Annotated in this window: 25 protein-coding genes; 14 read left to right on the top strand and 11 right to left on the bottom strand. The window is 70.7% G+C overall.

What is annotated here, in order from left to right:
* The first annotated feature begins 200 nt into the window (after positions 1–200).
* From FFT10_RS04015 to FFT10_RS03975, 9 genes are all read left to right on the top strand, one after another.
* On the top strand, positions 201–662 hold the full coding sequence (locus FFT10_RS04015; RefSeq protein ID WP_228026935.1) for a DUF1579 domain-containing protein: 462 nt from the start codon (positions 201–203) through the stop codon (positions 660–662).
* Between the two features lie 146 nt (positions 663–808).
* The gene (locus FFT10_RS04010) at positions 809–1,303 is read left to right on the top strand and encodes a TlpA family protein disulfide reductase (protein WP_137731447.1); all 495 of its coding nucleotides are present in this window, start codon (positions 809–811) and stop codon (positions 1,301–1,303) included.
* A gap of 5 nt (positions 1,304–1,308) precedes the next feature.
* The gene (locus FFT10_RS04005; RefSeq protein ID WP_137731446.1) at positions 1,309–1,599 is read left to right on the top strand and encodes a GNAT family N-acetyltransferase; all 291 of its coding nucleotides are present in this window, start codon (positions 1,309–1,311) and stop codon (positions 1,597–1,599) included.
* 236 nt (positions 1,600–1,835) lie between these two features.
* Positions 1,836–2,357 carry a GFA family protein gene (locus FFT10_RS04000; protein ID WP_137731445.1) on the top strand — a complete coding sequence of 174 codons (522 nt, stop codon included), beginning with the start codon at positions 1,836–1,838 and terminating at the stop codon, positions 2,355–2,357.
* Between the two features lie 62 nt (positions 2,358–2,419).
* Positions 2,420–2,827, top strand: a complete 408-nt coding sequence (locus FFT10_RS03995) for a hypothetical protein (protein ID WP_137731444.1) — start codon at positions 2,420–2,422, stop codon at positions 2,825–2,827.
* 91 nt (positions 2,828–2,918) lie between these two features.
* Positions 2,919–3,326, top strand: coding sequence for a hypothetical protein (locus FFT10_RS03990; protein ID WP_137731443.1), 408 nt, complete (start codon positions 2,919–2,921; stop codon positions 3,324–3,326).
* An 88-nt stretch (positions 3,327–3,414) separates the two neighbouring features.
* Positions 3,415–3,852, top strand: a complete 438-nt coding sequence (locus FFT10_RS03985) for a GFA family protein (protein ID WP_137731442.1) — start codon at positions 3,415–3,417, stop codon at positions 3,850–3,852.
* 40 nt (positions 3,853–3,892) lie between these two features.
* On the top strand, positions 3,893–4,279 hold the full coding sequence (locus tag FFT10_RS03980; protein ID WP_137731441.1) for a VOC family protein: 387 nt from the start codon (positions 3,893–3,895) through the stop codon (positions 4,277–4,279).
* A gap of 201 nt (positions 4,280–4,480) precedes the next feature.
* Positions 4,481–6,190, top strand: a complete 1,710-nt coding sequence (locus tag FFT10_RS03975) for a long-chain fatty acid--CoA ligase (protein ID WP_373282459.1) — start codon at positions 4,481–4,483, stop codon at positions 6,188–6,190.
* Positions 6,191–6,214: 24 nt separating this feature from the next.
* Here FFT10_RS03975 and FFT10_RS03970 read toward each other — a convergent pair whose 3' ends face one another.
* The 4 genes from FFT10_RS03970 to FFT10_RS03955 all read right to left on the bottom strand — a co-directional run bounded on the left by FFT10_RS03970 (position 6,215) and on the right by FFT10_RS03955 (position 8,654).
* Positions 6,215–6,580 (bottom strand): DUF4148 domain-containing protein, encoded by a 366-nt coding sequence (locus FFT10_RS03970; RefSeq protein WP_137731439.1) that lies wholly within the window; start codon positions 6,578–6,580, stop codon positions 6,215–6,217.
* A 115-nt stretch (positions 6,581–6,695) separates the two neighbouring features.
* The gene (locus FFT10_RS03965) at positions 6,696–7,139 is read right to left on the bottom strand and encodes a VOC family protein (protein ID WP_137731438.1); all 444 of its coding nucleotides are present in this window, start codon (positions 7,137–7,139) and stop codon (positions 6,696–6,698) included.
* A gap of 100 nt (positions 7,140–7,239) precedes the next feature.
* Positions 7,240–8,058, bottom strand: coding sequence for a helix-turn-helix domain-containing protein (locus FFT10_RS03960; RefSeq protein ID WP_137731437.1), 819 nt, complete (start codon positions 8,056–8,058; stop codon positions 7,240–7,242).
* A 5-nt stretch (positions 8,059–8,063) separates the two neighbouring features.
* On the bottom strand, positions 8,064–8,654 hold the full coding sequence (locus FFT10_RS03955; protein WP_137731436.1) for a DUF924 family protein: 591 nt from the start codon (positions 8,652–8,654) through the stop codon (positions 8,064–8,066).
* 246 nt (positions 8,655–8,900) lie between these two features.
* Here FFT10_RS03955 and FFT10_RS03950 point away from each other — a divergent pair, with 246 nt between their 5' ends.
* From FFT10_RS03950 to FFT10_RS03940, 3 genes are read left to right on the top strand one after another with little or no spacing between them, the layout of a single operon-like run.
* Complete coding sequence (locus tag FFT10_RS03950) at positions 8,901–9,350, top strand: hypothetical protein (protein WP_228026934.1); 450 nt, start codon at positions 8,901–8,903, stop codon at positions 9,348–9,350.
* A complete protein-coding gene (locus FFT10_RS03945) occupies positions 9,351–9,935 on the top strand; it encodes a hypothetical protein (protein ID WP_228026933.1) in 585 nt (194 codons plus the stop codon).
* A 26-nt stretch (positions 9,936–9,961) separates the two neighbouring features.
* Positions 9,962–10,537, top strand: coding sequence for a hypothetical protein (locus FFT10_RS03940; protein ID WP_137731434.1), 576 nt, complete (start codon positions 9,962–9,964; stop codon positions 10,535–10,537).
* A 37-nt stretch (positions 10,538–10,574) separates the two neighbouring features.
* On the opposite strand, the gene FFT10_RS03935 is transcribed toward FFT10_RS03940, so the two are convergent.
* Together FFT10_RS03935 and FFT10_RS03930 are read right to left on the bottom strand one after the other, a co-directional pair.
* Positions 10,575–12,659, bottom strand: a complete 2,085-nt coding sequence (locus tag FFT10_RS03935; RefSeq protein ID WP_137731433.1) for a prolyl oligopeptidase family serine peptidase — start codon at positions 12,657–12,659, stop codon at positions 10,575–10,577.
* Positions 12,656–13,216 (bottom strand): YaeQ family protein, encoded by a 561-nt coding sequence (locus FFT10_RS03930; protein ID WP_137731432.1) that lies wholly within the window; start codon positions 13,214–13,216, stop codon positions 12,656–12,658. The genes FFT10_RS03935 and FFT10_RS03930 overlap by 4 nt, the downstream gene beginning before the upstream one ends.
* Before the next feature lie 167 nt (positions 13,217–13,383).
* Here FFT10_RS03930 and FFT10_RS28550 point away from each other — a divergent pair, with 167 nt between their 5' ends.
* Positions 13,384–16,410, top strand: coding sequence for a PAS-domain containing protein (locus FFT10_RS28550; protein WP_137731431.1), 3,027 nt, complete (start codon positions 13,384–13,386; stop codon positions 16,408–16,410).
* Here the strand turns inward: FFT10_RS28550 and FFT10_RS03920 are convergent.
* Entirely contained in the window at positions 16,395–17,249 is an 855-nt protein-coding gene (locus FFT10_RS03920) for a segregation and condensation protein A (RefSeq protein ID WP_137731502.1), read from the bottom strand. The two genes, FFT10_RS28550 and FFT10_RS03920, sit on opposite strands and share 16 nt — an antisense overlap.
* 98 nt (positions 17,250–17,347) lie before the next feature.
* A complete protein-coding gene (locus tag FFT10_RS03915; protein ID WP_137731430.1) occupies positions 17,348–17,557 on the bottom strand; it encodes a DUF3460 family protein in 210 nt (69 codons plus the stop codon).
* A gap of 91 nt (positions 17,558–17,648) precedes the next feature.
* Between FFT10_RS03915 and FFT10_RS03910 the strand changes: the two genes are divergently transcribed.
* A complete protein-coding gene (locus FFT10_RS03910) occupies positions 17,649–19,145 on the top strand; it encodes a CYTH and CHAD domain-containing protein (protein ID WP_137731429.1) in 1,497 nt (498 codons plus the stop codon).
* Positions 19,146–19,163: 18 nt separating this feature from the next.
* Here FFT10_RS03910 and FFT10_RS03905 read toward each other — a convergent pair whose 3' ends face one another.
* From FFT10_RS03905 to FFT10_RS03895, 3 genes are all read right to left on the bottom strand, one after another.
* Positions 19,164–20,324, bottom strand: a complete 1,161-nt coding sequence (locus tag FFT10_RS03905) for an HDOD domain-containing protein (RefSeq protein ID WP_137731428.1) — start codon at positions 20,322–20,324, stop codon at positions 19,164–19,166.
* Between the two features lie 99 nt (positions 20,325–20,423).
* Positions 20,424–22,118: a SulP family inorganic anion transporter gene (locus tag FFT10_RS03900; RefSeq protein ID WP_137731427.1), complete on the bottom strand. Its 1,695-nt coding sequence runs from the start codon at positions 22,116–22,118 to the stop codon at positions 20,424–20,426.
* Between the two features lie 20 nt (positions 22,119–22,138).
* Positions 22,139–23,158, bottom strand: a complete 1,020-nt coding sequence (locus FFT10_RS03895; protein WP_137731426.1) for a hypothetical protein — start codon at positions 23,156–23,158, stop codon at positions 22,139–22,141.

Raw genomic sequence — 23,158 nt, 5'->3', positions numbered from 1 at the left:
CAAGCGGCACAACGCGTCGCGGGCACCTTGCGATCTCGTTGCAAGCGTCAACTCGGACCGCAATTGCCCGACCCCGATCAAATTGCAAGGCGCTGCCATATCGGTCGCCGTGTTGTGCAGAGCGTCCTTAGGCCGTCTATTCTCCGTACAGCCACGCACGTCTACAAGCAATGCAGCACCCAACTGACAAGCACACGCCGGTGGACTTTGATTTCATCATTGGAGACTGGACTGTCAACCATCGGCGGCTCAACGAACGTCTGTGTGGGTGTGATACCTGGACAGAGTTCAAAGGCAGATCCAGTACACGCAAGATTCTTGATGGCTTTGGCAACCTCGAAGACAATGTCTTGTATTTTCCCGGCGGTGAAGTGCGCGCAGCTGCAATCAGATCCTATGACTCGGCAAGCAGAACATGGGCGATCTGGTGGCTGGATGGAAGAGCCCCGCACAATCTTGATGCGCCCGTTGTCGGCAGCTTCTGCGAAGATGTTGGATCGTTCTACGCAGATGACTTTCTGGATGGCAAGCCGATCAAAGTCCGTTTCCTGTGGAAAAAGAAGTCGGTGAACGCTGCAACTTGGGAGCAAGCGTTTTCCGCTGACGGCGGCACCAGCTGGGAAACGAACTGGACCATGGAATTCACGCGCAGTGTGGCCTGATCATTCGTTCAATCGGACCCAAGGCGGCATGTGGCCACAGGTCCGCCATTTCATTCTTGGTCTTCGGCCACATACCGATCTGGTCTGGTTGGCTCCAACGCAAGGCGACACAGCCGGCGCTGTCGCGCGCAAGGGAGATTGATCACATGAGAATCCGCCCAGCACTGCTGGCTGCCGTTCTGGCGGCTGCGTCTGTCCAGTCAATTGCGCAGGTCGACATCGGAGCGCCCGCCCCAGACCTGCTGGGCAAGACCTATGAAGGGCAAGACTTCCTCGTCTCTGCACACCAAGGCAAGGTCGTCGTTGCAACGTTCTGGGCATCCTGGTGCGGCCCATGTCAGCTGGAACTGCCGCTTTTGGAGGGCATGCAGAAGGTGATTGGGCCTGACCGCGTCAAGGTGGTCGCCATCAGCATCGAGAGCAAGGATCGGTTCAAGCAGATTGGCAGTGCGGCCAAGAGCCTCGCGTTGACTTTCGTCCACGACACCACTGGCTCGATATCCCGTGCATATGGCGTGAAAGGTATTCCGCACCTGGTCGTCATCGGCAGGGATGGCAAGGTGCAGCGCAGGTTCGTGGGCTACTCCGAGAAGCAGGTCGAGAACATCATTGCGCAGGTTCATTCTGCGCTTAGCGAGTAACGCGCATGCCGAGATGTCGGGTGCTGCTACCGCCGTTGGCGCATTGCCTCGAAGGTTGGCGATCGAGGGAGAAGATGCGCATCGCCATCGCCGCAACAGGCCACACAGAGAACGGTCCGAAGCCCGAAGGGCGGAAGCCATGCGTCTTGACGGGACGCTGTGTCCGAAAGAACCACCGCGGTCGAAACACCGGAAGACACCTGATGCATTGGGTGGCCATGCACGCCCTCGAGAACGGATGCGGCAGCTTGGATTGGAGCGTCAAGGCGCCCAACATCAGGGGCATGGCCTTCTAAACCAAGCTCGGCGCACATCAGGTTGAAGCTCGCTTGAGCGACCGTTTGAATCACGCCGGCATCTAGGCACTTTCAAACAGCAGACCACAAGCCCAAATTGCCGCCTGACCATGCGCTCAAATTCACCCATCGGGGCATGCGGCCAAAGGCCCTCCATTTCCATCCTGGCCTTCAGCCACAGGCTGCAGGTCTGCAGTTGTTCTCATCGATAGACGCAGACGTCTGCGCCACCCACCATGCACAGTCCTGTTGAATACCCCTTGGAAGGCGGATGCGATTGCGGGACCATTCGTTACCGCATGGAAACGAGGCCCCTGTTCGTCCACTGCTGTCACTGCCGGTGGTGCCAGCGAGAAAGCGGCGCGGCCTTCGCGCTCAACGCCATGATCGAGAGCGACCGCGTCGTCAATCTCGGCGCGCCGCCGGAACTGGTCGACACGCCATCCGACAGTGGGCTGGGGCAGCAAATTGCGCGCTGCCCCCACTGCCGCGTCGCCGTCTGGAGCCACTATGCCGGTGCCGGGCCCGTCACCAAGTTTGTCCGTGTGGGCACGCTCGACAACCCGGATGCCTGTCCACCCGAGATCCACATCTTCACGCGGTCCAAGCAGCCTTGGGTCAACCTCCAGGGTGGCGCGCCGGCCGTGGATGAATACTATGAGCGCGACGACCACTGGCCGCCTGACAGCCTGAAACGACGCGAAGCCCTGCTGCCAGCCATTCAGGCCTACCAGGCCACACGCACAACCGGCCTCTGAACAGCACCCCTGCTGCACCATGGCGGCCCGGCTGTCATCCCCGCCCTACCCAACCCGCCGCCATGCTCCTCGACACCTACTTCTGGCTGATGCTGGTCTACGTGGTGGGCACGTTGCTCGCGTCGCTGTTCATGCGCACCAGGCGCACGCCGATGGCGCAGTTCACGCGTGGTGCCTGGGTCGAGCAGGTGGTGTCCTACCTGCTGCTCTGCGTGGGTTTGCTGGGCGTCTACGGTCACATCCACGCGGTGCCGATCCTGTTTGCGGGGTTCTGGCAACTCTTCGTCGTCGGCTTCGTCGTGTTTGCGGTCCTGCAGCACCGCATGCCCAAGACCCGCCAGCTTCGGGCATCGCATGGCGATCGGGCTGTGATCGTGGCCAGCGTGGTCGGCGTGCTGATGGTGGCGCCGATGTGGTTTGCCCTGGGGCTGTATGCCTTTGGAAGCGTTGGGCTCTGGGGTGCGGCGTGAACCCCGCGCGGGCCATCGGTCGGTGACCAGCCGACGGGCCCGGTCTGCGGGCCCCTGCGGGTGAGAATCCAGCCCTGACTCCAGCTCCGGCATGTCCATCAAACACCTTGCGATCGGTTTCCTGGTTCTGCTGGCGGCAGCCGTCGGCTGGAAGCTGCTGGCGCCCGCGCTGTCACGCGCCGGCGCCGATGCCCGGCCCGGGCCGAAGCCGATCGTCTTCGACAACGGCTCGATCCGCGACACCACCACGGTGGTGAAGGCGCCGCCCAAGGGCGCGCCCGCGCCGGTGGGGGTGCTGCGCAAGTGCACTGGCGGCGCCCAGATCACCTACACCAACACCCACTGCCCGCCCGGCACACGTGAGGCCAAGCTCGGCCAGGGCACGGTCAATGTGGTGTCTGGCACCAAGCCGACGCCGCTGCCGCCGGAGACCGGTGCCGCAGCGCCCGAGATGACGCTGCAGGACAAGATGATCGAGCGGGCCGTCACGCCCCGGTGACACTGCCGGCCTCCACCGCGGCGCTGTCTTGGTGTGGACAGGCGGGGGCCTCACAATCCCGCCGATCATCCCGATCCTGGAGAACTCCATGCACATCGACGGTTCCTGCCACTGCGGTGCGGTCCGCTTCACGGCATTGATCGATCCCGGCCGGGTGATGGTCTGCCACTGCGCCGATTGCCAGGTGCTGTCGGGCGCGCCGTTCCGCGCGGTGGCCGTCGCGCCGTACGACACCCTGCACGTCACGGGCACCACCAAAAGCTACGTGAAGCTGGCCGACAGCGGCAACCGCCGCGCCCAGGTGTTCTGCCCTGAATGCGCCACGCCGCTGTGGGCCACGGCGCCAGAGAACCCGACATCCGTCGTCATCCGGCTGGGCTGCGTCACGCAGCGGGCACAGCTCACGCCCGCCGTGCAGATCTGGCAGCACTCGGCCTTGCCGTGGGTGGCCGATCTGCTGCCGCTGCCCGGCTCGCCGGCGCAGCAGGCGTTTCTGCCGGCCGCGCCGCCCACCGGCGCGGCCTGACGGCGTTGGGCATCGGCCTTTCCTGACGACTGGAGCGAACATGAAACGTGTCACCGGCATCGGCGGCGTCTTCTTCAAGGCCAAGGATCCGGCAGCGCTGGGCGCCTGGTACCGCCAGCACCTGGGCATCGACGTCCAGCCTTGGGGTGGCGCGGCCTTCCGCTGGCAGGGCGACGACAATTCGGGCGGTGTCGGCACCACGGTGTGGAGCCCGTTCCCGGTCGACACCGGCTACTTCGCGCCCAGCACCGCGCCCTTCATGGTCAATTACCGCGTCGATGATCTGCAGGCGCTGCTGGCCACGCTGCGGGCCGAGGGCGTGCAGGTGGACGACAAGGTCGAGACATCCGAGCACGGCAGCTTCGGCTGGGTGATCGACCCGGAGGGCAACAAGCTGGAGCTGTGGCAGCCGCCGGCGGGGCAGTGACCGCGGCGGCGCCCAGGCCGTCCATGCGCGCCGAGCCGGCGTGGCTGCTGCCGCCGGCCCGGCCGTCGCCGCCGTGACAGCCCGCGGGTTCCCGCCCTTGCCGCAGTGCAGCATGCTGCGGTACACCCTCGGGTTTCCCCGCTTCCTGCGGCCAACTGCCGCCCTGTCCGCCCATCCGCCCGCGCCATGACCCAGACCGCCATCCGTCCGCCCCATCTCGCCATCTGGCCCAAGCGCCTGCCCCGCACGCTGCCGCTGCCCGACACCAGCCTGTGGTTCAACCTCGAGGTCAGCGCCCGCCGCTACCCCGACAAGCCGGCCTACATGTTCTTCGGCCAGCCGCTGCGCTTTGCCGAACTGCATGCCCAGGCCGAGGCGCTGGCCGGCTGGCTGCAGGCTCATGGCGTGAAGAAGGGCGACCGCGTCGCAGTGCTGATGCAGAACTGCCCGCAGTTCGTGGTGGCGGTGCATGCGGTGCTGCGGGCCGATGCGGTGGTGGTGCCGGTCAACCCGATGAACAAGGCCGACGAGCTGGGCCACTACATCACCGACCCCGGCACGGTGGTGTTCCTGACCACCGCCGACCTGGCCGGCGCGGTGGCCGAGGCCAATGCCCGCTTGCCGGCGGCGCAGCAGTTGCGCCACATCGTCGCCACCCGCTTCACCGACGCGATGCCGGCCACGCTGGACGCGGCCGAGACGCCGTCGCCAGCCATCCTGCAGTGGCTGCAGGCCGATCCCCTGCTGCCCGCGGCCACCGCCACCACCGGCGTCACCCGCTGGGCCGACGCGCTGGCCTTCGGGCGCCAACCGGCCCACCGCCCCGGCCCGCACACCGCCCAGCCCGATGACCTGGCCCTGCTGCCGTACACCAGCGGCACCACCGGTCTGCCCAAGGGCTGCATGCACACCCACCGCACGCTGATGCACAACGTGATGTGCGGCGGCATCTGGGGCTGCAGCACCACCGAGGCGGTGACGCTGGCCGTGGTGCCGATGTTCCACATCACCGGCTTCATCTACGGCTGCATGGGGCCGGTGGCCGGCGGCAACACCGCCGTCATCCTGCCGCGCTGGGACCGCGAGCTGGCGGGCCGGCTGATCGCCCGCCACCAGGTTACGCACTGGACCTGCATCCCCACGATGATCATCGACCTGTTCGGCAGCCCGAACTACGCCAGCTTCGACCTGCGCAGCCTGCGCTTCCTGTCGGGCGGCGGCGCGGCCATGCCGCAGGCGGTGGCGCAGCGGCTGATCGATGAATTCGGCATCACCTTCGCCGAAGGCTACGGCCTGACCGAGACCGCTGCGCCCACCCACAGCAATCCGCCGGAGCGGGCCAAGCTGCAGTGCCTGGGCATCCCGGTGATCGGCACCGACAGCCGCATCATCGACCCCGACACCCTGGCCGAGCTGCCCATCGGCGAGACCGGCGAGATCGTCAGCCACGGGCCGCAGGTGTTCATGGGCTACTGGGGCCACCCCGAGGCGACCCAAGCCGCCTTCATCGAGCTGGACGGCAAGCGCTTCTTCCGCACCGGCGACCTGGGCCGCATGGACGAGGAGGGCTACTTCTTCATCACCGACCGGCTCAAGCGCATGATCAACGCCAGCGGCTTCAAGGTGTGGCCCAGCGAGGTGGAGCTGATGCTCTTCAAGTGCCCGCTGGTGCAGGAGGCCTGCGTGATCAGCAGCCGCGATGCCTACCGCGGCGAGACGGTGAAGGCCGTGGTCGTGCTGCGGGCCGAGGCCCGCGCCACGGCGCAGCCCGAGGACATCATCGCCTGGGCCCGCGACCACATGGCGGCCTACAAGGTGCCGCGCATCGTGGAGTTTGCCGAGGCGCTGCCCAAGAGCGGCTCGGGCAAGGTGATGTGGCGGTTGCTGCAGGAGCAGCAGGCGGGCGCCTGAGGCGCACGCCGGCGGCCGCCGGCTTCACTTCTTGACGTCGGGGCCCTTGCCGATCTGGCCGCTCTTGACGGCCGAGGCGGCCTCGGCGCGCACCGCGGCGCGGCTGCCCTGGTTGGGGCGTGAGGCCGCAGCGCCGGGGCCTTCGCCCTTGACCAGGGTGCCGGCCTTCTCGGCTGCAGCCGCTTCACGCCGGACCTCGGCGCGGTTCTTCGTCGACTTCATCGGCGCCGCGGGCTTGGTGACCTCGCCGTTGTCGATGGTGCCGTCCTTCACCGCGGAGGCCGCTTCGGCCCGCACGGCGGCGCGGGTCTTGGGTGCTGCCTCTTGGGCCACGGCGGGCATGCCGCTGAACATGACCAGGGCGCCGAGTGCGAGCAGTGCTGTCTTCATGGGTTCTCCGGTGCAGTCCCGTCGGCTGCCGGCGGATGCCGGCGGCTCGGGGGACCATGGCGGAGTGTCGGCAGCTGGGTGCGGGCTTGTCCGTCCGCCAGCGCACACAGCCGGTTCAGGCCGGCGGGTCGAACAGCGCGGTGTAGCGGCGCTGCATCTCCTCGGGCGTCACCGTCTCGATGGCATGGCCCAGCAGCCACTGGTGGCCGAAGGGGTCGCGCAGCCGGCCACTGCGCTCACCATAGAACTGGTCGCTCATCGGTGACTCCAGCACCGCACCTGCGGCCACGGCGCGTGCCGCCCAGGTATCGGCATCGTCCACGTGCAGGTGGACGGACGCGCCCAGCGTGTGGTTGCCGCCGGGCGCCAACAGGCCGTACTCGGGAAACGCCTCGCTGAGCATCAGCACGACCGGACCCAGCTGCAGCTCGGCATGGCCGATGCGGCCCGAGGGCTCGACCAGGCGGAACTTCTCCACCGCGCCGAAGGCCCGGGTGTAGAAGTCGATGGCAGCGGCTGCGCCGTTCACGCGCAGGTAGGGAAAGGCTTCGTGGATCATCGCGGCAGGCTCCGTCAGGGGTCAGCGGTGGCGCCACCTTAGCGGCTGCGGCCGTGGCTGTCTGGAAGGAATTTCCAGGCTGACGTGGCGGCTGGCCTGCTCAGGTGCAGGCCAGGTGTGATGGCCAGGCCGTGCCCAGGCGGCGCACTTGGCCCGGCGTGTGGCCGGTCAGTCGACGGAACTCGCGGCCCAGATGGGCCTGGTCGGCATAGCCGCAGTCGGCCGCCACCTCCGCCCAGGCCAGGCCGGCATGGCCGGCGCACAGCGCCGCCTGCAGGCGCTGCAGGGCCCGCAATTCGGCCGGCGCCAGGCCGCAGGCCGCGCGCATGCGCCGGATGAAGGTGGTGGGCGAGAGGCCCGCCTGCCGCTGCAGCGCGCCCACCGCCGCGCCGGCCTGCAACCGCGGCAAGGCCCAGGCCACCAGCGGATCGGGCACGGCTGGCTGCAGGCAGGCGGCCAGCAGGGCCTGCTCCAGGCAGCGCAGCCGGGCCGCGGGGTCGTGCAGCGCGCCGGCCGCATCCACCCGCGTGCGCAGCGCAGCCGCCCAGCCGGGCCACAGGTCGTCCAGCGCCACCGTGCGGCCGGCCAGCGCATCGGCCGGCAAGCCCAGCAGCGCCGGCAGGCCGCCGGGTCGGAACTGCACGCCGACCACGATGGACGCGCTGGCGGTGTCGCGCAGCGTGGGCGCCAGCATCGGCCCTTGCAGCACGCCGCCGGCCAGCCAGTGGCCATGGACATCGTCGGCACCCTGGAAGCGGCGCAGGGCTGTCCGGTCCAGCGGCACCACCAGATCGGCCAGGCCGGTGGGCAGGTTCCACTCGCGGGCGTGGGGCAGGCCGGCGGGGCGGGCGCTGGTCCACAGCCGCGTCACGCAGGCATCCAGCGGCGGGGCCGGCGGGCGCTGCAGCCAGCCGGCCATCGCGGTCAGAAGCCCGACCCGGGCGTCAGCAGAAAGGCGGCTTCCTCGGCCGTGCTGGCGCGGCCCAGCGCCGCATTGCGGTGGGGAAAGCGGCCGAAGCGGGCCACGATGTCCAGGTGCTTCTGCGCCCACACCACCAGCTCGGCACGGGCAGGTTCGTCTGCGGCCAGCTGCTGGAACAGCTGCACGGCGGTGCGCTGGTGCGACAGGTCTTCCGCATGCTCGAAGGGCAAGTAGGCGAACTGGCGCTGCACGCCGGTCAGCGCCCGGTCGGCGCCGCTGGCCACCAGAGCGCGGGCCGTCTGCAGTGCCATGTCGTCGCCCGCAAAGGCCCGCGCCGTGCCGCGGAAGGTGTTGCGGGTGAACTGGTCGAGCACGATCACCCGCGCCAGCGCCGGCAGCGGGTCGACCGGGCGGGTCAGCCAGTCGTCGATGTCACCGACCAGGGCGCGCTCGATCAGCGGGCCGAAGCGCTGGCGGATCTGGTCGTCGAAGGCATCGTCCTTGGTGAACCACTGCGGCCGCGGCTGCGCATGGCCGGGGTCGTCGGGCGGGCCGAACCAGAAATCGAGCACGGCCAGGGCGTCGGTATGCATGGGTGAAATCCTCGCGCTGCGCGATCGGGGTGGACCGACGATAGCGCCAAAATCGGCTTTCCCGCGTATGGCATCAGACCGGCGCGCGCGGCGTCAGCGGGGCGGCCGGCAACGGCATGGGCGCCGACGCTTGCTGCCGAATCCGGCTGTTTCGGTTCGCTATCATCGTGGCCATAGGCGGAAGTTGACCGCCAGAAAGAGAAACAGGGGAGTGTCTTGTTGAGAGCCATCATCGCCAGCGCCACCGTGCTGGCCACCACCGGTTGCGCGACGTTCGTCAACGAGACGACTCACCCGGTCCGGTTGGAAACGCTGACCCAGCAGGGCCAGGCCATCGCTGGCGCGGAGTGCCGGCTGACCAACGACTACGGCAGCACGCTGGTGCGGTCGGGCGAGACCAGCCAGGTCCGCCGGTCCAACAAGGACCTGGACATCGTCTGCCGGCACCCGGACAACCCAGATGCCGTGGCACGGGCGATCTCGCGGGCCAATGCCGGCATGGCCGGCAACATCCTCATCGGTGGCGGCATCGGCGCCATCATCGACCACAGCAAGGGCACGGCCTACACCTATCCCACCTGGATGCAACTGGTGTTCGGCAAGACCCTGGTGATCGACCGCAACGATGAGCGACCAGGCCAACCCGTGCGCAGCACGGAGCCGTCCCCTGTCCCCACCACCACGGAGAAGAAGTAGATGAATTCCATGATCACGCGCTGGCAGCGCACCGCGACGCTGGCAGCCATGCTGGTCACTGCCGCACTCGCCAGCGGCTGTGCGATCCAGGCAGCGGTCTATCAGCCCTCGATCGCCAATGTCGAGCAGATCAAGAAGCTGAATCCGCAACCGATCAAGGTCGGCACGTTCCAGGTGAAGTCCGGCGCGGAAGGCGCCAGCAGCATCAGCCTGCGTGGCAACCCCATGCAGTCGCCGGTCGGTGGCGACTACGCCGCCTACCTGGCCGATGCCCTGCGCCAGGAACTGGTGCTGGCCGGCAAGTTCAAGCCGGATGCCGGCATCGACGTGCGCGGCGAATTGCTGAAGAACGACATCGCCGCTGGCGGCTTCTCGACCAACAGTGGCGAGATCGAAGTGCGCTTCATCGTGTTGCGCGGCAACGAGGAACGCTACAACAGCGTGCTGCGCGCCAGCGACAGCTGGGACTCTTCGTTCGTCGGTGCGGTTGCGATTCCGAAGGCGCAGCAGCAGTACCCGGTGCTGGTGCAGAAACTGCTGACCACGCTGTTTGCTGACGCCCGCTTCCAGGCAGCGATCCGTTGAGCAGGGGGCCTGACATGATCCGACAAATGCTTTGGGGTGCCGCAGTGCTGGCGGTGGCCGCACTCACCGGCTGTGCCCATCCGATCAGCCTGTCGACCGACGCCTCGCGCTTGATGGGCTCGGGCCAGGTCAAGGTCGACCGCAAGGTGGGCCTGGTGGTCACCGACGACCAGCGCAAGCAGGAAGTCGTGACGCCCGGCGGCGGCGGCGACAAGGTCAGCTACCTGCCGTACCGCGACCTGGAGGGCGGCCTGTACACGGTGCTGTCCGAAACCTTCGCCAACGTGGCACGCGTTAGCGGCCCGAGTGATCCGAAGATCGCTGCCGAAGGTGTCAACGTTCTGGTCGTCCCGGTCGTCAGCACGACATCGTTCTCCCCCAGCATCGTGACGTGGCCACCCACGGTGTTCACCGTCGAGCTGAACCTGAGCTTCAACGATCTGCAGAACAAGCCGGTGACGCAGGTGCGGGTGCAGGGCGAGGGCCGTGCCGAGTTCGACGAGTTCAAGTCGGACCACTCCCTGGCGGCCAAGCGGGCTGCCGAGGACGCGCTGAAGAAGCTGTTGAAGGCCGTGGCTGAGGCGGCCGCGCGCCTCAAATAGTCCGGGCTGACCGGGCCGCTGGCCTGGTCCCGCTGATTCAGGCGGCGTCGGCCTCGCCCAGCGCCTGCCACAGGAAGGCGAACTCCAGCGCCAGCATGTCGGCCTTCTGGGCGTTGTCGGCCGCGCCGGCATGGCCGCCTTCGGTGTTCTCGAAGTACAGCGGCTGGTAGCCCAGAGCCGCCATGCGCGCGGCCATCTTGCGGGCATGGCCGGGGTGCACGCGGTCATCACGCGTGCTGGTGGTGAACAGCAACTGGGGCAGCACCTGGCCGGGGCGCAGGTTCTGGTACGGGCTGTAGGCGCGGATCCAGGCCCATTCTTCCGGCACATCCGGGTTGCCGTACTCGGCCATCCACGAGGCGCCGGCCAGCAGCCTGTGGTAGCGGCGCATGTCCAGCAGCGGCACCTGGCACAGCACCGCGCCGAACAACTCGGGCCGCTGCAGCATCACCGCGCCCACCAGCAGGCCGCCGTTGCTGCCGCCCTGGATGGCCAGGCGCTGCGGACGGGTCACGCCACGGGCGATCAGGTCTTCAGCCACCGCGGCGAAGTCGTCGTAGCTCTTCTGCTTGTTGGCGCCGATCGCCGCCTGGTGCCAGGCGGGGCCGAACTCGCCGCCACCACGGATGTTGGCCACCGCCACCACGCCGCCATGGGCCAGCCAGGCCGTGCCCCAGCCGGCCGAATACACCGGTAGCTTGGCGATCTCGAAGCCGCCGTAGCCGTTCAACAGCGTGGGGTGGCGGCCGTCGAGCACCAGGCCCTGGCGGGCGACCAGGAAGTAGGGCACACGGGTGCCGTCCTTCGACGTGGCCCAGTGCTGCTGCACCTGCAGGCCCTTGGCATCGAAGAAGGCCGGGCGGGACTTCAGCGTCTGTAGGGGCCGGCCGTCGGTGTGGCCCAGCAGCAGGGCATCGGGCGTCAGGAAGTCGGTGTACCCCAGCAGGAACTGCTCGGCCAGCGGGTCGGCCTGCTCGTCGCTGCCCAGGCTGTCGTCGTGCAGGGTCTGCAGACCCAGGCTGCCCGGGTGGGGCGCGGCGATGGCGCGGCGCACCCAGCCGCCGGCCTGCGGCTGGCAGGCTGCCAGCACGCCGGCCACGTTGTCCAGCACCTGCAGCAGCACCTGGCTGGCGGTGGTGCCCCAACCTTGCAGCGAACGGCTGGCCGTGGGCGTGAACAGCGCCTGCAGTGGCGGCAGGTCGGCGTCGCCGCTGGCAGCCAGCACCGCGGCGGCATCCCCGGCCAGCAGGCTGCCGGCCGGCCACAGCGTGCCGTTCAGCGCCCAGTCGCTGCGCAGTTGCAGCAGGGCGCGGTCCTGCCAGAAGCCGATGTGGGCATCGCTGGGGATGGCGATGGGCTGCAGCCGGTCGCCCTCCAGCAACTGGAACTGCAGGCTGTTGTAGAAATCGGTGGCGCGGCTGACGATGGTGCGCCGACCGCCGGGCCGGTGGTCGATCCAGGCCGAGACCGACACATCCTGCGCCTGGCCTTCGAACACCAGCGTGGCTTCAGTCAGCGGCGTGCCGCGCCGCCAGCGCCGCACGGTGCGCGGGTAGCCCGAGTCGGTCAACGAGCCGGGGCCGGTGTCGGTGCCCACCAGCAGGTGGTCGGCATCTTCCCAGGTGACGTCGGTCTTGGCCTCGGGCAGCTGGAAGCCGCCGGTGACGAAGGCCTTGCCCACCAGGTCGAACTCGCGCACCACCGTGGCATCGGCGCCGCCGCGCGACAGCTGCACCAGGCAGTGGCGGTAGCTGGGGGGCAGGGCGGTGGCGCCGGCCCACACCCAGTTCTCGCCTTCGGCAGTGGCCAGGGCGTCGAGGTCCAGCACCGTCTCCCAATCCGGCGTGGCGGTCTGGAAGCTGGCCAGCGTGGTGCGCCGCCACAGGCCGCGGGGGTGCTTGGCATCGCGCCACAGGTTGTAGAACCAGTCGCCGCGGCGGCTGACCTGCGGGATCTTGTCGGCCGAATCCAGGATGGCGCGGAAGCCATCGCGCATCGCGCCGAAGCGCGGGTGCTGCTGCAGCACGGCGCGGCTCTCGGCATTGCGGGCGTGCACCCAGGCCAGGGCGCGTTCGCCCTGTACCTCTTCCAGCCACAGGAAGGGATCCTCGGCCTCGTTCATGCGCCCCCCTGCCACAGCCGCTGCGGCAGCACCTCGACCGAGGCATTGCCGTCGCTCACGTAGACATGGCCGTCCTGGATGCTGACCTGCAGCTGCATCGAGCGTTGGGCCATCGCCGCCAGGGCCTGGCTCTGGGTGTGTGGCAGCTGCCAGATGTCGAGGTTGCGCAGCCGGGTGATCTTGTTGGCGATGCCGGCGTACCAGATGGCCGCCGAGTGGCTGTAGCAGTACAGGCTGACCCGTCGCGCCTTGCCGCAGGCCTTGGCCAGGCGGCGGTCGTCGGGCTGGCCCACCTCGATCCAGTGCAGCAACTGGTCCGACAGGTCCTTGTGCCACAGGTCGGGCTCGTCCGCATCGGCCATGCCGCGGGCCAGTTGCAGCGTGCCGTGCAGATCGTCCATGGGAACGTTCAGCGCATAGGCCAGCAGCCGCACCATCAGCCGCTCTTCGGTCTCGCTGGGTTGCAGCGGCACGGTCAGGGCATGCTCACCGTAGAGGTTGCGGTCCATGTCGGCGATCTGCAGCGTCGCCTTGTAGATGGTGGCCTTGATCGCCATCAGCGGCGTCCCGGTCGGTGGGCAGGGCGGGGGCGGGTGGGGGTGTCGGGCGGCATGGTCGCGGTACTCGGGGGCAATCCGGCACTGTGCCACAGCGCACTGCCGGCGCGCACGGTCTTCGGGATGCTGCGGGGCCGGGGCGGCAGGCGCTGGCCGCAGAATGGGACATGCCATCACCGCAGCCCTCCAGCCTGCCCGCAGGCGTGGCCCTGCAGGCCGAGGTGGATGCGCTGCGCCTGCGGGCGCATGCCAGCGGCGCCCGCCTCGCCGCCGTGGCCAGCCTGGCGGTGGCGGGCCTGCTGCTGTGGACAGCCCAGGGCCAGATCCCGCTGCCACGGCTGTTGGCCTGGCTGGCCGCGCTGGCCGGCGTGCTGCTGGGGCGGGTGCTGCTGGCCGCCGCCCAGCGCCGTGCCCAGGCTCCCGCCGACGTGGCCGATGCCGCTGTGCCGCTGGCCGACCAGCCACGCTGGTTGCGGCGCTACCGGCTCAGTGCAGCGGCGCATGGCCTGGTCTGGGGGCTGGCGGCCTGGCTGCCGGTCTCGCTGGCCGATCCGACGCTGCAGTCCTCGCTGGTGTTCGTGATGGTCGGCCTGGTGATTGCCGCGCTGACCCTGACCATGTTCGACCAGCCCGCGGCGCTGCTGTTCGCCGGCCCGTCGCTGGTCCTGCTGCTGGCCCGCCTCGGCAGCAGCAGCGCTCCGCTGGCGCCCACGTCGGCCTTGGCGCTGGTCATGGGTGTGCTGCTGCTGGCGATCCTGACGCTGGCCGGCCGCCGTGCTGAACGTGAGCGCCGCCACCTGGCCCTGGCCCAGCGCGCCGGCCGCGCCAGCGCCCAGCATGTGCGCGACACCCAGGCCCTGCTGCAGCAGGTGTTCGACCATGCCGGCCTGGGCATCAGCGTGTTCGACCGCGACAAGCGCCTGCGCGCCTGGAACGACCAGGTGGCCGACCTGGCCGGGCTGCCGCCGGCCATGCTGCAGCCCGGCGTCACGCTGGACACCTGCGTGCGGCACCTGGCCGACCACGGCGCCTTCGGGCCCGACAGTGGCGCCGAAGGCATGGCCCAGCGGCTGCACGTGCTCGGCGCGGCCACGCCCGGCGTGCTGCGCCGGCGCCGGCCCGATGGCCGCCTGGTCGAGGTGCGGCGCAACCCCTTGCCCGATGGCGGCCTGGTGCTGTTCCATGTCGACATCACCGAGCGCGAGGCCACCCGGCGCGCCGCCGACGAGCAGCAGCGCATGCTGGCCCTGGTGCTGGAGCGCACCGAGCAGGGCTTCTGGTACATCGACAACGACCTGCGCACCACCGATGCCAACCCGGCGATGTGCCGCATGCTGGGGCTGGAGCGGTCGCAGTTGCTGGGGCGCAGCATCTATGAATTCGTCGACGCCGAGAACCGCGCCGTCTTCGACCGCGGGGTGGCCCTGCGCGCCGCCGGCCAGGCTGGCGGCTACGAGATCGCGCTGACCCGGGCCGACGGCCGCCTGGTGCACTGCTTCAACAATGCCACGCCAGTGTTCGATGCCGCCGGCCGCAAGACCGGCGCGCTGGGGCTGTTTTCCGACATCAGCGCACAGCGCGCCGCCGCCGAGCAGGTGCGGCAGGCCAGCGCAGCGCTGGCGCAGAAGTCGCGCGTGCTGGCGCTCACCCTCGACAGCCTGGTGCAGGGCGTGCTGAACGTCGACCCGGAAGGCCGCTGCACCGCCTGGAACCGCCGCTTCCTGGAACTGCTGCGGGTGCCTGCCGACCTGATGGACCGGCGGCCGCAGCTGGTCGAGGTGCTGGCCTGGCAGCGGTCTCAGGACGAGTTCGGCGCGCAGTTCGAGCGCATGGACGATGGTGGCCGCTTCAGCGTGACCAGCGCGCTGCGGGGCATGCCGGTCACCTCGGGCCACCGCTACCGCCGCACCCGGCCGGACGGCACGGTGCTGGACGTGGCCTCGTACTTTGCCGATGACGGCAGCCTGGTGCGCACCTTCACCGACGTGACTGCCAGCGTGGCCGCCGAACAGGCGCTGATCGCCGCCCGCGACGAGGCCGAGGCGGCCAACCGGGCCAAGTCCGAGTTCCTGTCGCGCATGTCGCACGAGCTGCGCACGCCGCTGAACGCCATCCTCGGCTTCGCCCAGCTGCTGCTGGCCGACCGCGACGAGCCGCCCGGCGCCGGCCAGCGCCAGCGGCTGGACGCGCTGGTGCGCGGTGGCCAGCATCTGCTGGCGCTGATCAACGACGTGCTGGACGTGGCCCGCATCGAGGGCGGCAACCTGCAGCTGACGCTGCAGCCGGTCAGCCTGGCCTGCCTGGTGCCCGATGCGCTGGCCCTGGTGCAGCCGATGGCCCAGGATCGTGGCGTGGTGCTGGCCGCGCCCGAGGGCCTGCAGCCCGGCGGCCCGGCGGTGGTGGCCGATGCCACCCGGTTGCGCCAGGTGCTGCTGAACCTGCTGTCCAACGCCATCAAGTTCAACCGCGAAGGCGGCGAGGTGCGGCTGCGCGTCATCGCGCTGGCCGAATCCGGCTGCGTGCGCCTGGAGGTGGCCGACCAGGGCGCCGGCATCGCGCCCGAACAGGTGCCGCGGCTGTTCCAGGCCTTCGAGCGGCTGGACATGGACGGCGCGGTCGAGGGCACCGGCATCGGCTTGGCGCTGAGCCGCAGCCTGGTGGCGCTGATGCACGGCACGATCGGCGTGGACAGCACGCCCGGCCAGGGCAGCGTGTTCTGGCTGCAGTTGCCGGCCTGTAGCCTGCTGGCCGGCGCGCCCGACAGCCCGCTGCCGGCCCTGCCGGCGCCGGCGCATGCCAGCCGCGCCCGCTCGGTGCTCTACATCGAGGACAACGACGTCAACCAGTTGCTGATGGAGGGCATGCTGGCCCACCGCCCGGGGATCAGCCTGCGCCTGGCCGATCTGCCCGAGACCGGTCTGGCCATGGCCGTGGCCGAGCCGCCCGACCTGGTGCTGCTGGACATCCAGCTGCCGGGCATCGACGGCTTCGAGGTGCTGCGCCGCCTGCGCCGGCACCCCGGGCTGGTGCAGGTGCCGGTGGTCGCGGTCAGCGCCAACGCCATGCCCGACGACCTGGCCCAGGCCCGCGACGCCGGCTTTGCCGACTACCTGACCAAGCCGGTCGACATGGCCCGGCTGCTGGCGCTGGTGGACCGGCTGCTCGCCGGTGGCGACGCTCAGGCCGGTCGGTAGGCCAGGCGCACGTAGATCGGCGCGAAGGCCTCGGCCTGGGTGATCTCGAGCAGGTGTTCGCGCGCCAGCTCCAGCATCGCGATGAAGGTCACCACCAGCACCGGCGTGCCGCGGGTGGTGTCGAACAGCTCGTGGAACTCGACGAAGCGGCGTCCGCTGAGGGTGCGCAGCACGATGGTCATGTGCTCGCGCACGCTCAGCTGCTCGCGGCTGATGCGGTGGTGCTGGTTCAGCCGGGCACGCTGCACGATGTCCATCCACGCGGCCTGCAGGTCGGCCACGTGGACATCGGGAAAGCGCGGCGCCAGCGCCTGCTCGATGTGCACCTGTGCGCGCAGGAAGTCGCGGCCCAGCACCGGCAGCTGGTCCAGCCGGGCGGCGGCCAGTTTCATCTGCTCGTACTCCAGCAGCCGGCGCACCAGCTCGGCGCGCGGGTCGGGCCCCTCGCTGCCGTCGTCGGTCTTCTTCGGCGGCAGCAGCATGCGGCTCTTGATCTCGATGAGCATCGCCGCCATCAGCAGGTACTCGCTGGCCAGCTCCAGGTTGTGGTTGCGGATCTGGTCGACATAAGCGAGGTACTGGCGCGTCACGTCGGCCAGCGGGATGTCGAGGATGTTGAAGTTCTGCTTGCGGATCAGGTACAGCAGCAGGTCCAGCGGGCCCTCGAAGGCTTCGAGAAACACCTCCAGCGCATCCGGCGGGATGTACAGGTCGGTGGGCATGCGGAACAGCGGCTCGCCATACAGGCGGGCCAGCGCCACGCGGTCGACCGGCAGGCGCTCGGCATCGGCCACGCCGGCGGCGCCCTCGTCTGCTGGCAGCGGCGCGGCCAGCGCCATCACCGGCGCTGGGGCCGGTGGCAGGGCGTGCAGGGGTTCACCTGCGGGGCCGGTGGCCGGGTCGGTCACGGCGCGGCTGGCGCTGGGTCAGCGCGCGCTCAGCGCTGCTTGGGGCGCGTGAAGTACACGTAGGGCGACTGCGGCACCTTGGCGGCGCTGTAGTCGGCCAGCGCACTGCGGTCGAGCTGCTTGTCCCACAGCAGGGCGCGGCCGGCGCGCTGCTCGGCTTCCAGCGTCGGCTTCTTGGCCTTGAGTTCACCGATGAAGTTGGTGACGTCGGAGGTGTAGGGCTTCCAGAAGAACGGCATGGCGGCGGGCCTCGGGCAGAGATCAGGGGTAACCCGGTAGTTTAAGGCGGCGCAGCAGGCAGCTGACGGCGGCCGTGGCAGCATCGGCCGCATGGCCACTGAAATCGAGCTCAAGTTCCGCATCCCCGCGCCGCGCCTGGCCGCGCTGCAGCGGGCCGTGGCCACGGCCCGCGCAGAGCAGCAGCCGCTGGCAGCCGCCTACTTCGACACCCCCGGGCAGCACCTGGCCCAGGCGCGCATGGCGCTGCGCCTGCGCCGCGAAGGCGATGCCTGGGTGCAGACGCTCAAGGCCGAGGGCAGCGGCCCGCTGCAGCGGTTGGAGCACAACGTGCCGGTGGCGGGCGCCGGGCGGCCGGCGCTCGACATAGCCCGCCACGATGGCAGTGCCGCCGGCAACGCGCTGCGCCGCCTGCTGGCCGACGCCGGCCAGCCGCCGCTGCAGGAGCGCTATGCCACCAGCGTGCTGCGCACCAGGCGTGTGCTGCGCAGCGGCGCGGCGGTGGTGGAGCTGGCGCTGGACGTGGGCGAGGTGCGCGCCGGCGACCGCCACGTGCCGCTGTGCGAGATCGAGTTCGAGCTGCTGTCCGGTCCACCGCAGGCGCTGCTGGCCCTGGCCGGCCGCTGGGTGGCGCGCCATGGCCTGCTGTTGGACATGCGCAGCAAGAGCGAGCTGGGCCACACCCTGGCCGCCGGCCTGCCCGGCAGCCCGCCGACCCTGGCGCGGCCGCTGCGGCTGGACCGCCAGGCCGACCTGGACCGTGCCCGCGCGGCGATGCTGTCCAACACCCTGCGCCAGGTGCTGGCCAATGCCAGCCAGATGGCCGCCGGCCCTTCAGAGTCCGAGCACCTGCACCAGCTGCGCGTGGGCCTGCGTCGGCTGCGCAGCGTGCTGGGCGCCGCCTGGCCCGCCGACGCCGACTGTGCAGCCGATGATCCGCTGCCGCCCATGCGCGCCGCGCTGGCCGCGCTGAGCCGGCCGCTGGGCGCCGCCCGCGATGCCGATGCCCTGGGCGAGGGGTTGTGGCCGGCCCTGCAGGCCGCCGGCGCACCGCCGCTGCCGGCCGCGCCGGTGTCGGGCAGCGCGCCACCCGACCCTGCCGCGCTGCTGCGGGCACCGGCCACGCAGCAGCTGTGGCTGGCGCTGATCGCGCTGGGACTGCCGTCCGACGGCGCCGTGCCCGCGGCCACCAGCCCGCCCGCGGCCAGTGCGCTGGCCGGTCCGCTGCAGCGGCTGTGGCGGCAGGTCCGCCGGGATGCGAGGCGTTTCGACAGCCTGGACGACGAGGCCTGCCACCGCCTGCGCCGGCGCATCAAGCGGCTGCGCTACCTCACCGAGCTGGGCAGCGGCCTGTGGCCTGACAAGCCGGCCGCCCGCCTGCTGCAGCGGCTGAAGCCGGCGCAGCAGGCGCTGGGCGAGCGCAACGACACCGCCGTGGCCCTGGCCCATGGCCGCAGCCTGGTGGCGCAGGACCCGCAGGCCTGGTTCGCGGTGGGCTGGCTCACCGCGCGGCAGGACGCTCTGCGCCCGGCTTGTGCCGCGGCACTGCGTCGGTTGGGGCGGGCAACGCCGCCCTGGAAGCGGCGCTGACCGGCGGCCGCACCGGGCTCAGCCGGGCGGCGCGCCCTCGGCCTGCAGCGCCGCCACCGCGTCCACCAGGCCGGGTGCGCGCAGCAGGCCCGGCAGCAGTGCCAGCGCCGGCAGCGCCAGGTAGCTGCCCAGGTGGGCAAAGTCGGGGTCGGCCGGATCGAGCACCGGACCACCGGACGGATCCGGCAGATCGGCCAGGCTGGCCAGGCTGCCCTGGGCCAGGCGCTCGCCCAGGCGGGTGGCCAGGTAGCACAGCGCCAGCCGCGGCGCGCGGCGCGGGTCCACCAGGTGGGCGGGTGTCAGCAGCAGGTTGTCGGTGTCGCGCACATCCTGCACGATGCTGGCCGGCAGGCCCCAGGTCTGCATCAGCAGCACGCCCAGCTCGCCGGCGCCCAGGCCCAGCGCCTGCTGCTCGGCCTGCAGCCGTGCCAGCAGGCTGGGCTGCGGGCTCCAGGCCGGGCTGTCGGTCGGCAGCAGCACGGTGCTGGCCAGCGGCCCCAGGTGGCCCAGCACCACCTGGGTGACCAGTGCGCCGGGCTCGGCCAGGCCCAGCGGCGTGGCCAGGCGCTCGCACAGTGCGCTGGACAGGGTGCTGGCGCGCAGCAGCCGGTCCAGCCGCTGCCGCTGGGCCGGGCCCGGGTGGCCCAGGCTGTGGTGCAGCAGGTGCTGCAGGCACAGCGCGCGCACGGTGTTCAGCCCAAGCAGGCTGATCGCCTGCACCACGCTGGCCACCGGCTTGCGCAGGCCGTAGCGCGGCGAATTGACGGTGGCCAGCAGCCGCGCGGCGATCTGCGCCTCCGCCATGACCAGATCGGCCAGCACGCTCGGGCGGGCTGCTTCCAGGAACTCGGGCGAGACCAACTTGTGCAGCGTCAGCGGCGGCGGCGGGATCTGCTGCAGCTGCTGCACCAGGGCGGCGGCCTGGTCGGGCGGCAGGCTGTCGTGCGCCACCAGGCGGAAGGCCCGCAGCGCGGCGGGCAGCGGCGCCGGTGGTGGCGCGGGCGCGATGGCAGGGACGGCCGGCGTCGGCGTGGCCGGTGCGGATGGCGGCGGTGCGGCCGGTCTGGATGGCGGAGGCGTCGCAACCGCCGTGCCGGCATCCGGCCCGCGCCGCAGCACGGCCACCAGACCCGCGGCCACGCCCAGCACCAGCAGCACGATGATCAGCAGGGTGGACACGGTGGGTGGCGGATGGCGGAAGAGCTGCCGATTCTGCGCAGCGCCGCCGGCCGGAAAGCCTGGAAGTGCCGGGCGAAACCGCGCCTGGCGCGCCAGCGCTCAGCCCGGTGCCGCCGGCACCCGCTGCAGTGCCGCGGCCAGGCTGGGCGCGATCGCGCCGTCGCCCAGCGCGGCGGCCAGCCCCGAGCGCTGCAGCAGCCCCAGCGGCTGCGGGTTCACCTCGGCCAGCACCAGCGCCACGCCCTGGCGCTGCAAAGTGCGGTGCAGCTGCTGCAGGGCGTCGATGCCCGAGGTGTCCATCGAGATCAGCCGGTGCATCTGCAGCACCAGGCAGCGGGTGCCGGGCGGCAGCTGTGCCGGCAGCGCCTCGATCTTGCCCACCGCGCCGAAGAACAGCGCGCCGAACAGCTCGAACACCGCCACGCCCGGCGCCAGGCCCTCGGCTGGTGGCAGCGGCCGCACCGCGAACAGCTGCCCCATGCGGTAGATGAAGAAGCCACAGGCCATCAGCAGGCCCACCTCCACCGCGACGGTGAGATCGAACACCACGGTGAGCAGGAAGGTGCCCAGCAGCGTGGCCCGGTAGGGCAGCAGGAAGTGCTTCAGCCGCGCGAACTCGCGCCACTCGCCCATGTTCCAGGCCACGAACAGCAGGATGCCGGCCAGTGCCGCCAGCGGCACATGCAGCGCCAGCGGCGCCGCCACCAGCACGATGGCCAGCAGCGTCAGCGCATGCACCACGCCGGCGATGGGCGTGGCCGCGCCGGCCCGCACATTGGTGACGGTGCGGGCAATGGTGCCGGTGGCCGGGATGCCGCCGAAGAACGGCGTCACCAGGTTGGCCACGCCCTGGGCCATCAGCTCCTGGTTGGGGTCATGCCGGGGGTGCTGCGGCGCCATGTTGTCGGCCACGCGGGCACACAGGAGGCTCTCGATGGCGCCCAGCAGCGCGATGGTGACAGTGGGAATGACCAGCAGCTTCGCCGTGGCCCAGCTGAGTTCGGGCAGCGCGAAGGCCGGCAGTGCCTGCGGAATGCCGCCGAAGCGCGAGCCGATGGTCTCGACCGGCAGGTGCAGCAGCAGCACCGCCCCCGTGGCGCCCGCCAGGGCGACGATGGTGCCCGGCAGGTGCGCCGCCCAGCGCCGCAGGTGCGGTGTGATGCCCTGCGGCGCCACCGGCATGGTGTAGCTCTTGGGCCACAGCACCACGGTGGCCAGGCAGGCCAGGCCCACCACCACGGCGGCCCAGTTGGTCTGGCCCAGGTGCTGCCACAGCACGGCGATCTGGCTGAAGAAGTCGCCGGGCATCTTGTCGATCGGCAGGCCCAGCAGGTCCTTCAGCTGGCTCAGGCCGATCAGCACCGCGATGCCGTTGGTGAAGCCGATGACGATGGACACCGGGATGTAGCGCACCAGCGCGCCCAATTTCAGCCAGCCCATCAGGAACAGCAGCACGCCAGCCATGCTGGTGGCGATCAGCAGGTTGGCTAGGCCGTAGCGCTCGACGATGCCGTAGACGATGACGATGAACGCGCCCGCCGGCCCGCCGATCTGCACCTGCGAGCCACCCAGCGCCGAGATCAGGAAGCCGGCGATGATCGCTGTGAACAGCCCCGCCTCGGGCTTGACGCCGCTGGCGATGGCAAAGGCCATGGCCAGCGGCAGGGCCACGATGCCCACGGTGATGCCGGCGCCCACATCGGCCAGCAGGCGGCCGCGGTCATAGCCTGACAGGGCCAGCAGCAGGCGCGGGCGGAACGGGTGCAGGCGAGTGGACAAGCGCAAGGGCAGCATGCGGCCTCCTGCCGTGCATGCTACGGCGCGCGGTGCACGCCCCGGCGCGGATCGGTGGACAGCGGGTTCCAGACCGGTGCGCAGGCGAAGGGCGCGCCCGCCACCGCCGGTTGCACCCGCACCCGCACTGCGTGCATCCGCGGATCACCAAACACCTGCAACCGCCACAGGTTGGCGATCCAGCGGCCCTGGGCGGTCTCGAAGGGCTGGTCGAAGGTGTAGACATGCGCATCGCCATGCACCAGCAGCACCGGGTGCGGTGCGGCAGCGGCCAGCGGCAGCAGGGTGCGGCCGATGGCGGTGAAGCCTGGCTGCAGGCTGCCGCGCCGCGGGCCGGCGGGGCGGTCATAGGCCAGCGGCTCGGCCTGGGTGGCCAGCACCAGGGCTCGGGCGCCGCTGCGCCGGGCCAGCGCGAAGCTGTCGGCCATCCAGGCGCTGTTGGCGGCTTCGCGGCGCTGCGCCTCGGCGCGCACCGCGGCACTGCTGGCGTCGAAGCCATTGGTGGGCCCCACGGTGTGGAACGTGGCGAACACCACACCCTGGTGCTGCCAGCGCTGGTTCTCGCGGTAGTCGGCATGGTCGGACATGCGCTCCGCCTGGCGCTCCAGCGCCAGCGGCCGCTGGCCCAGCGACTGCGGCCCGGCGAAGAAGCGCTGCCGCAGCGACTGCAGCCGTTCCAGCGGATCGTCGCCGCGGCGGTGGCAGTCCAGCCAGTCGTTGTCGCCGGGGGTGTAGACCAGGGCACCTGCAAAGCGCCGGAAGTGCTGCCACTGCAGCTGGTATTCGTCGTCGCTGCAGGCCGCCGTGCCGTCCTTGAAGTCGCCGACATGGATGGCAAAGCGCAGGCCGAGTGCGTTGATGCGGTCGATCAGCGCGCGGTAGGGCGGGCCGGCCAGCAGGTCGGGGCCGTAGGGCGCATCGCCCAGGGCGACAAAGTCGAATGCCCCGTCGTCGGCTGCGGCCGTGGCCCCGACCCGCCCGCCCACACCCGCCGCAGCCAGCGCAGCCAGCAGGGCGCGCCGGCCGGGCAGGGCGGTCAA

Source organism: Pseudaquabacterium pictum (genome assembly GCF_005403045.1).
GTDB lineage: Bacteria > Pseudomonadota > Gammaproteobacteria > Burkholderiales > Burkholderiaceae_C > Pseudaquabacterium > Pseudaquabacterium pictum.
This window is presented reverse-complemented; position numbering and strand designations above follow the sequence as displayed.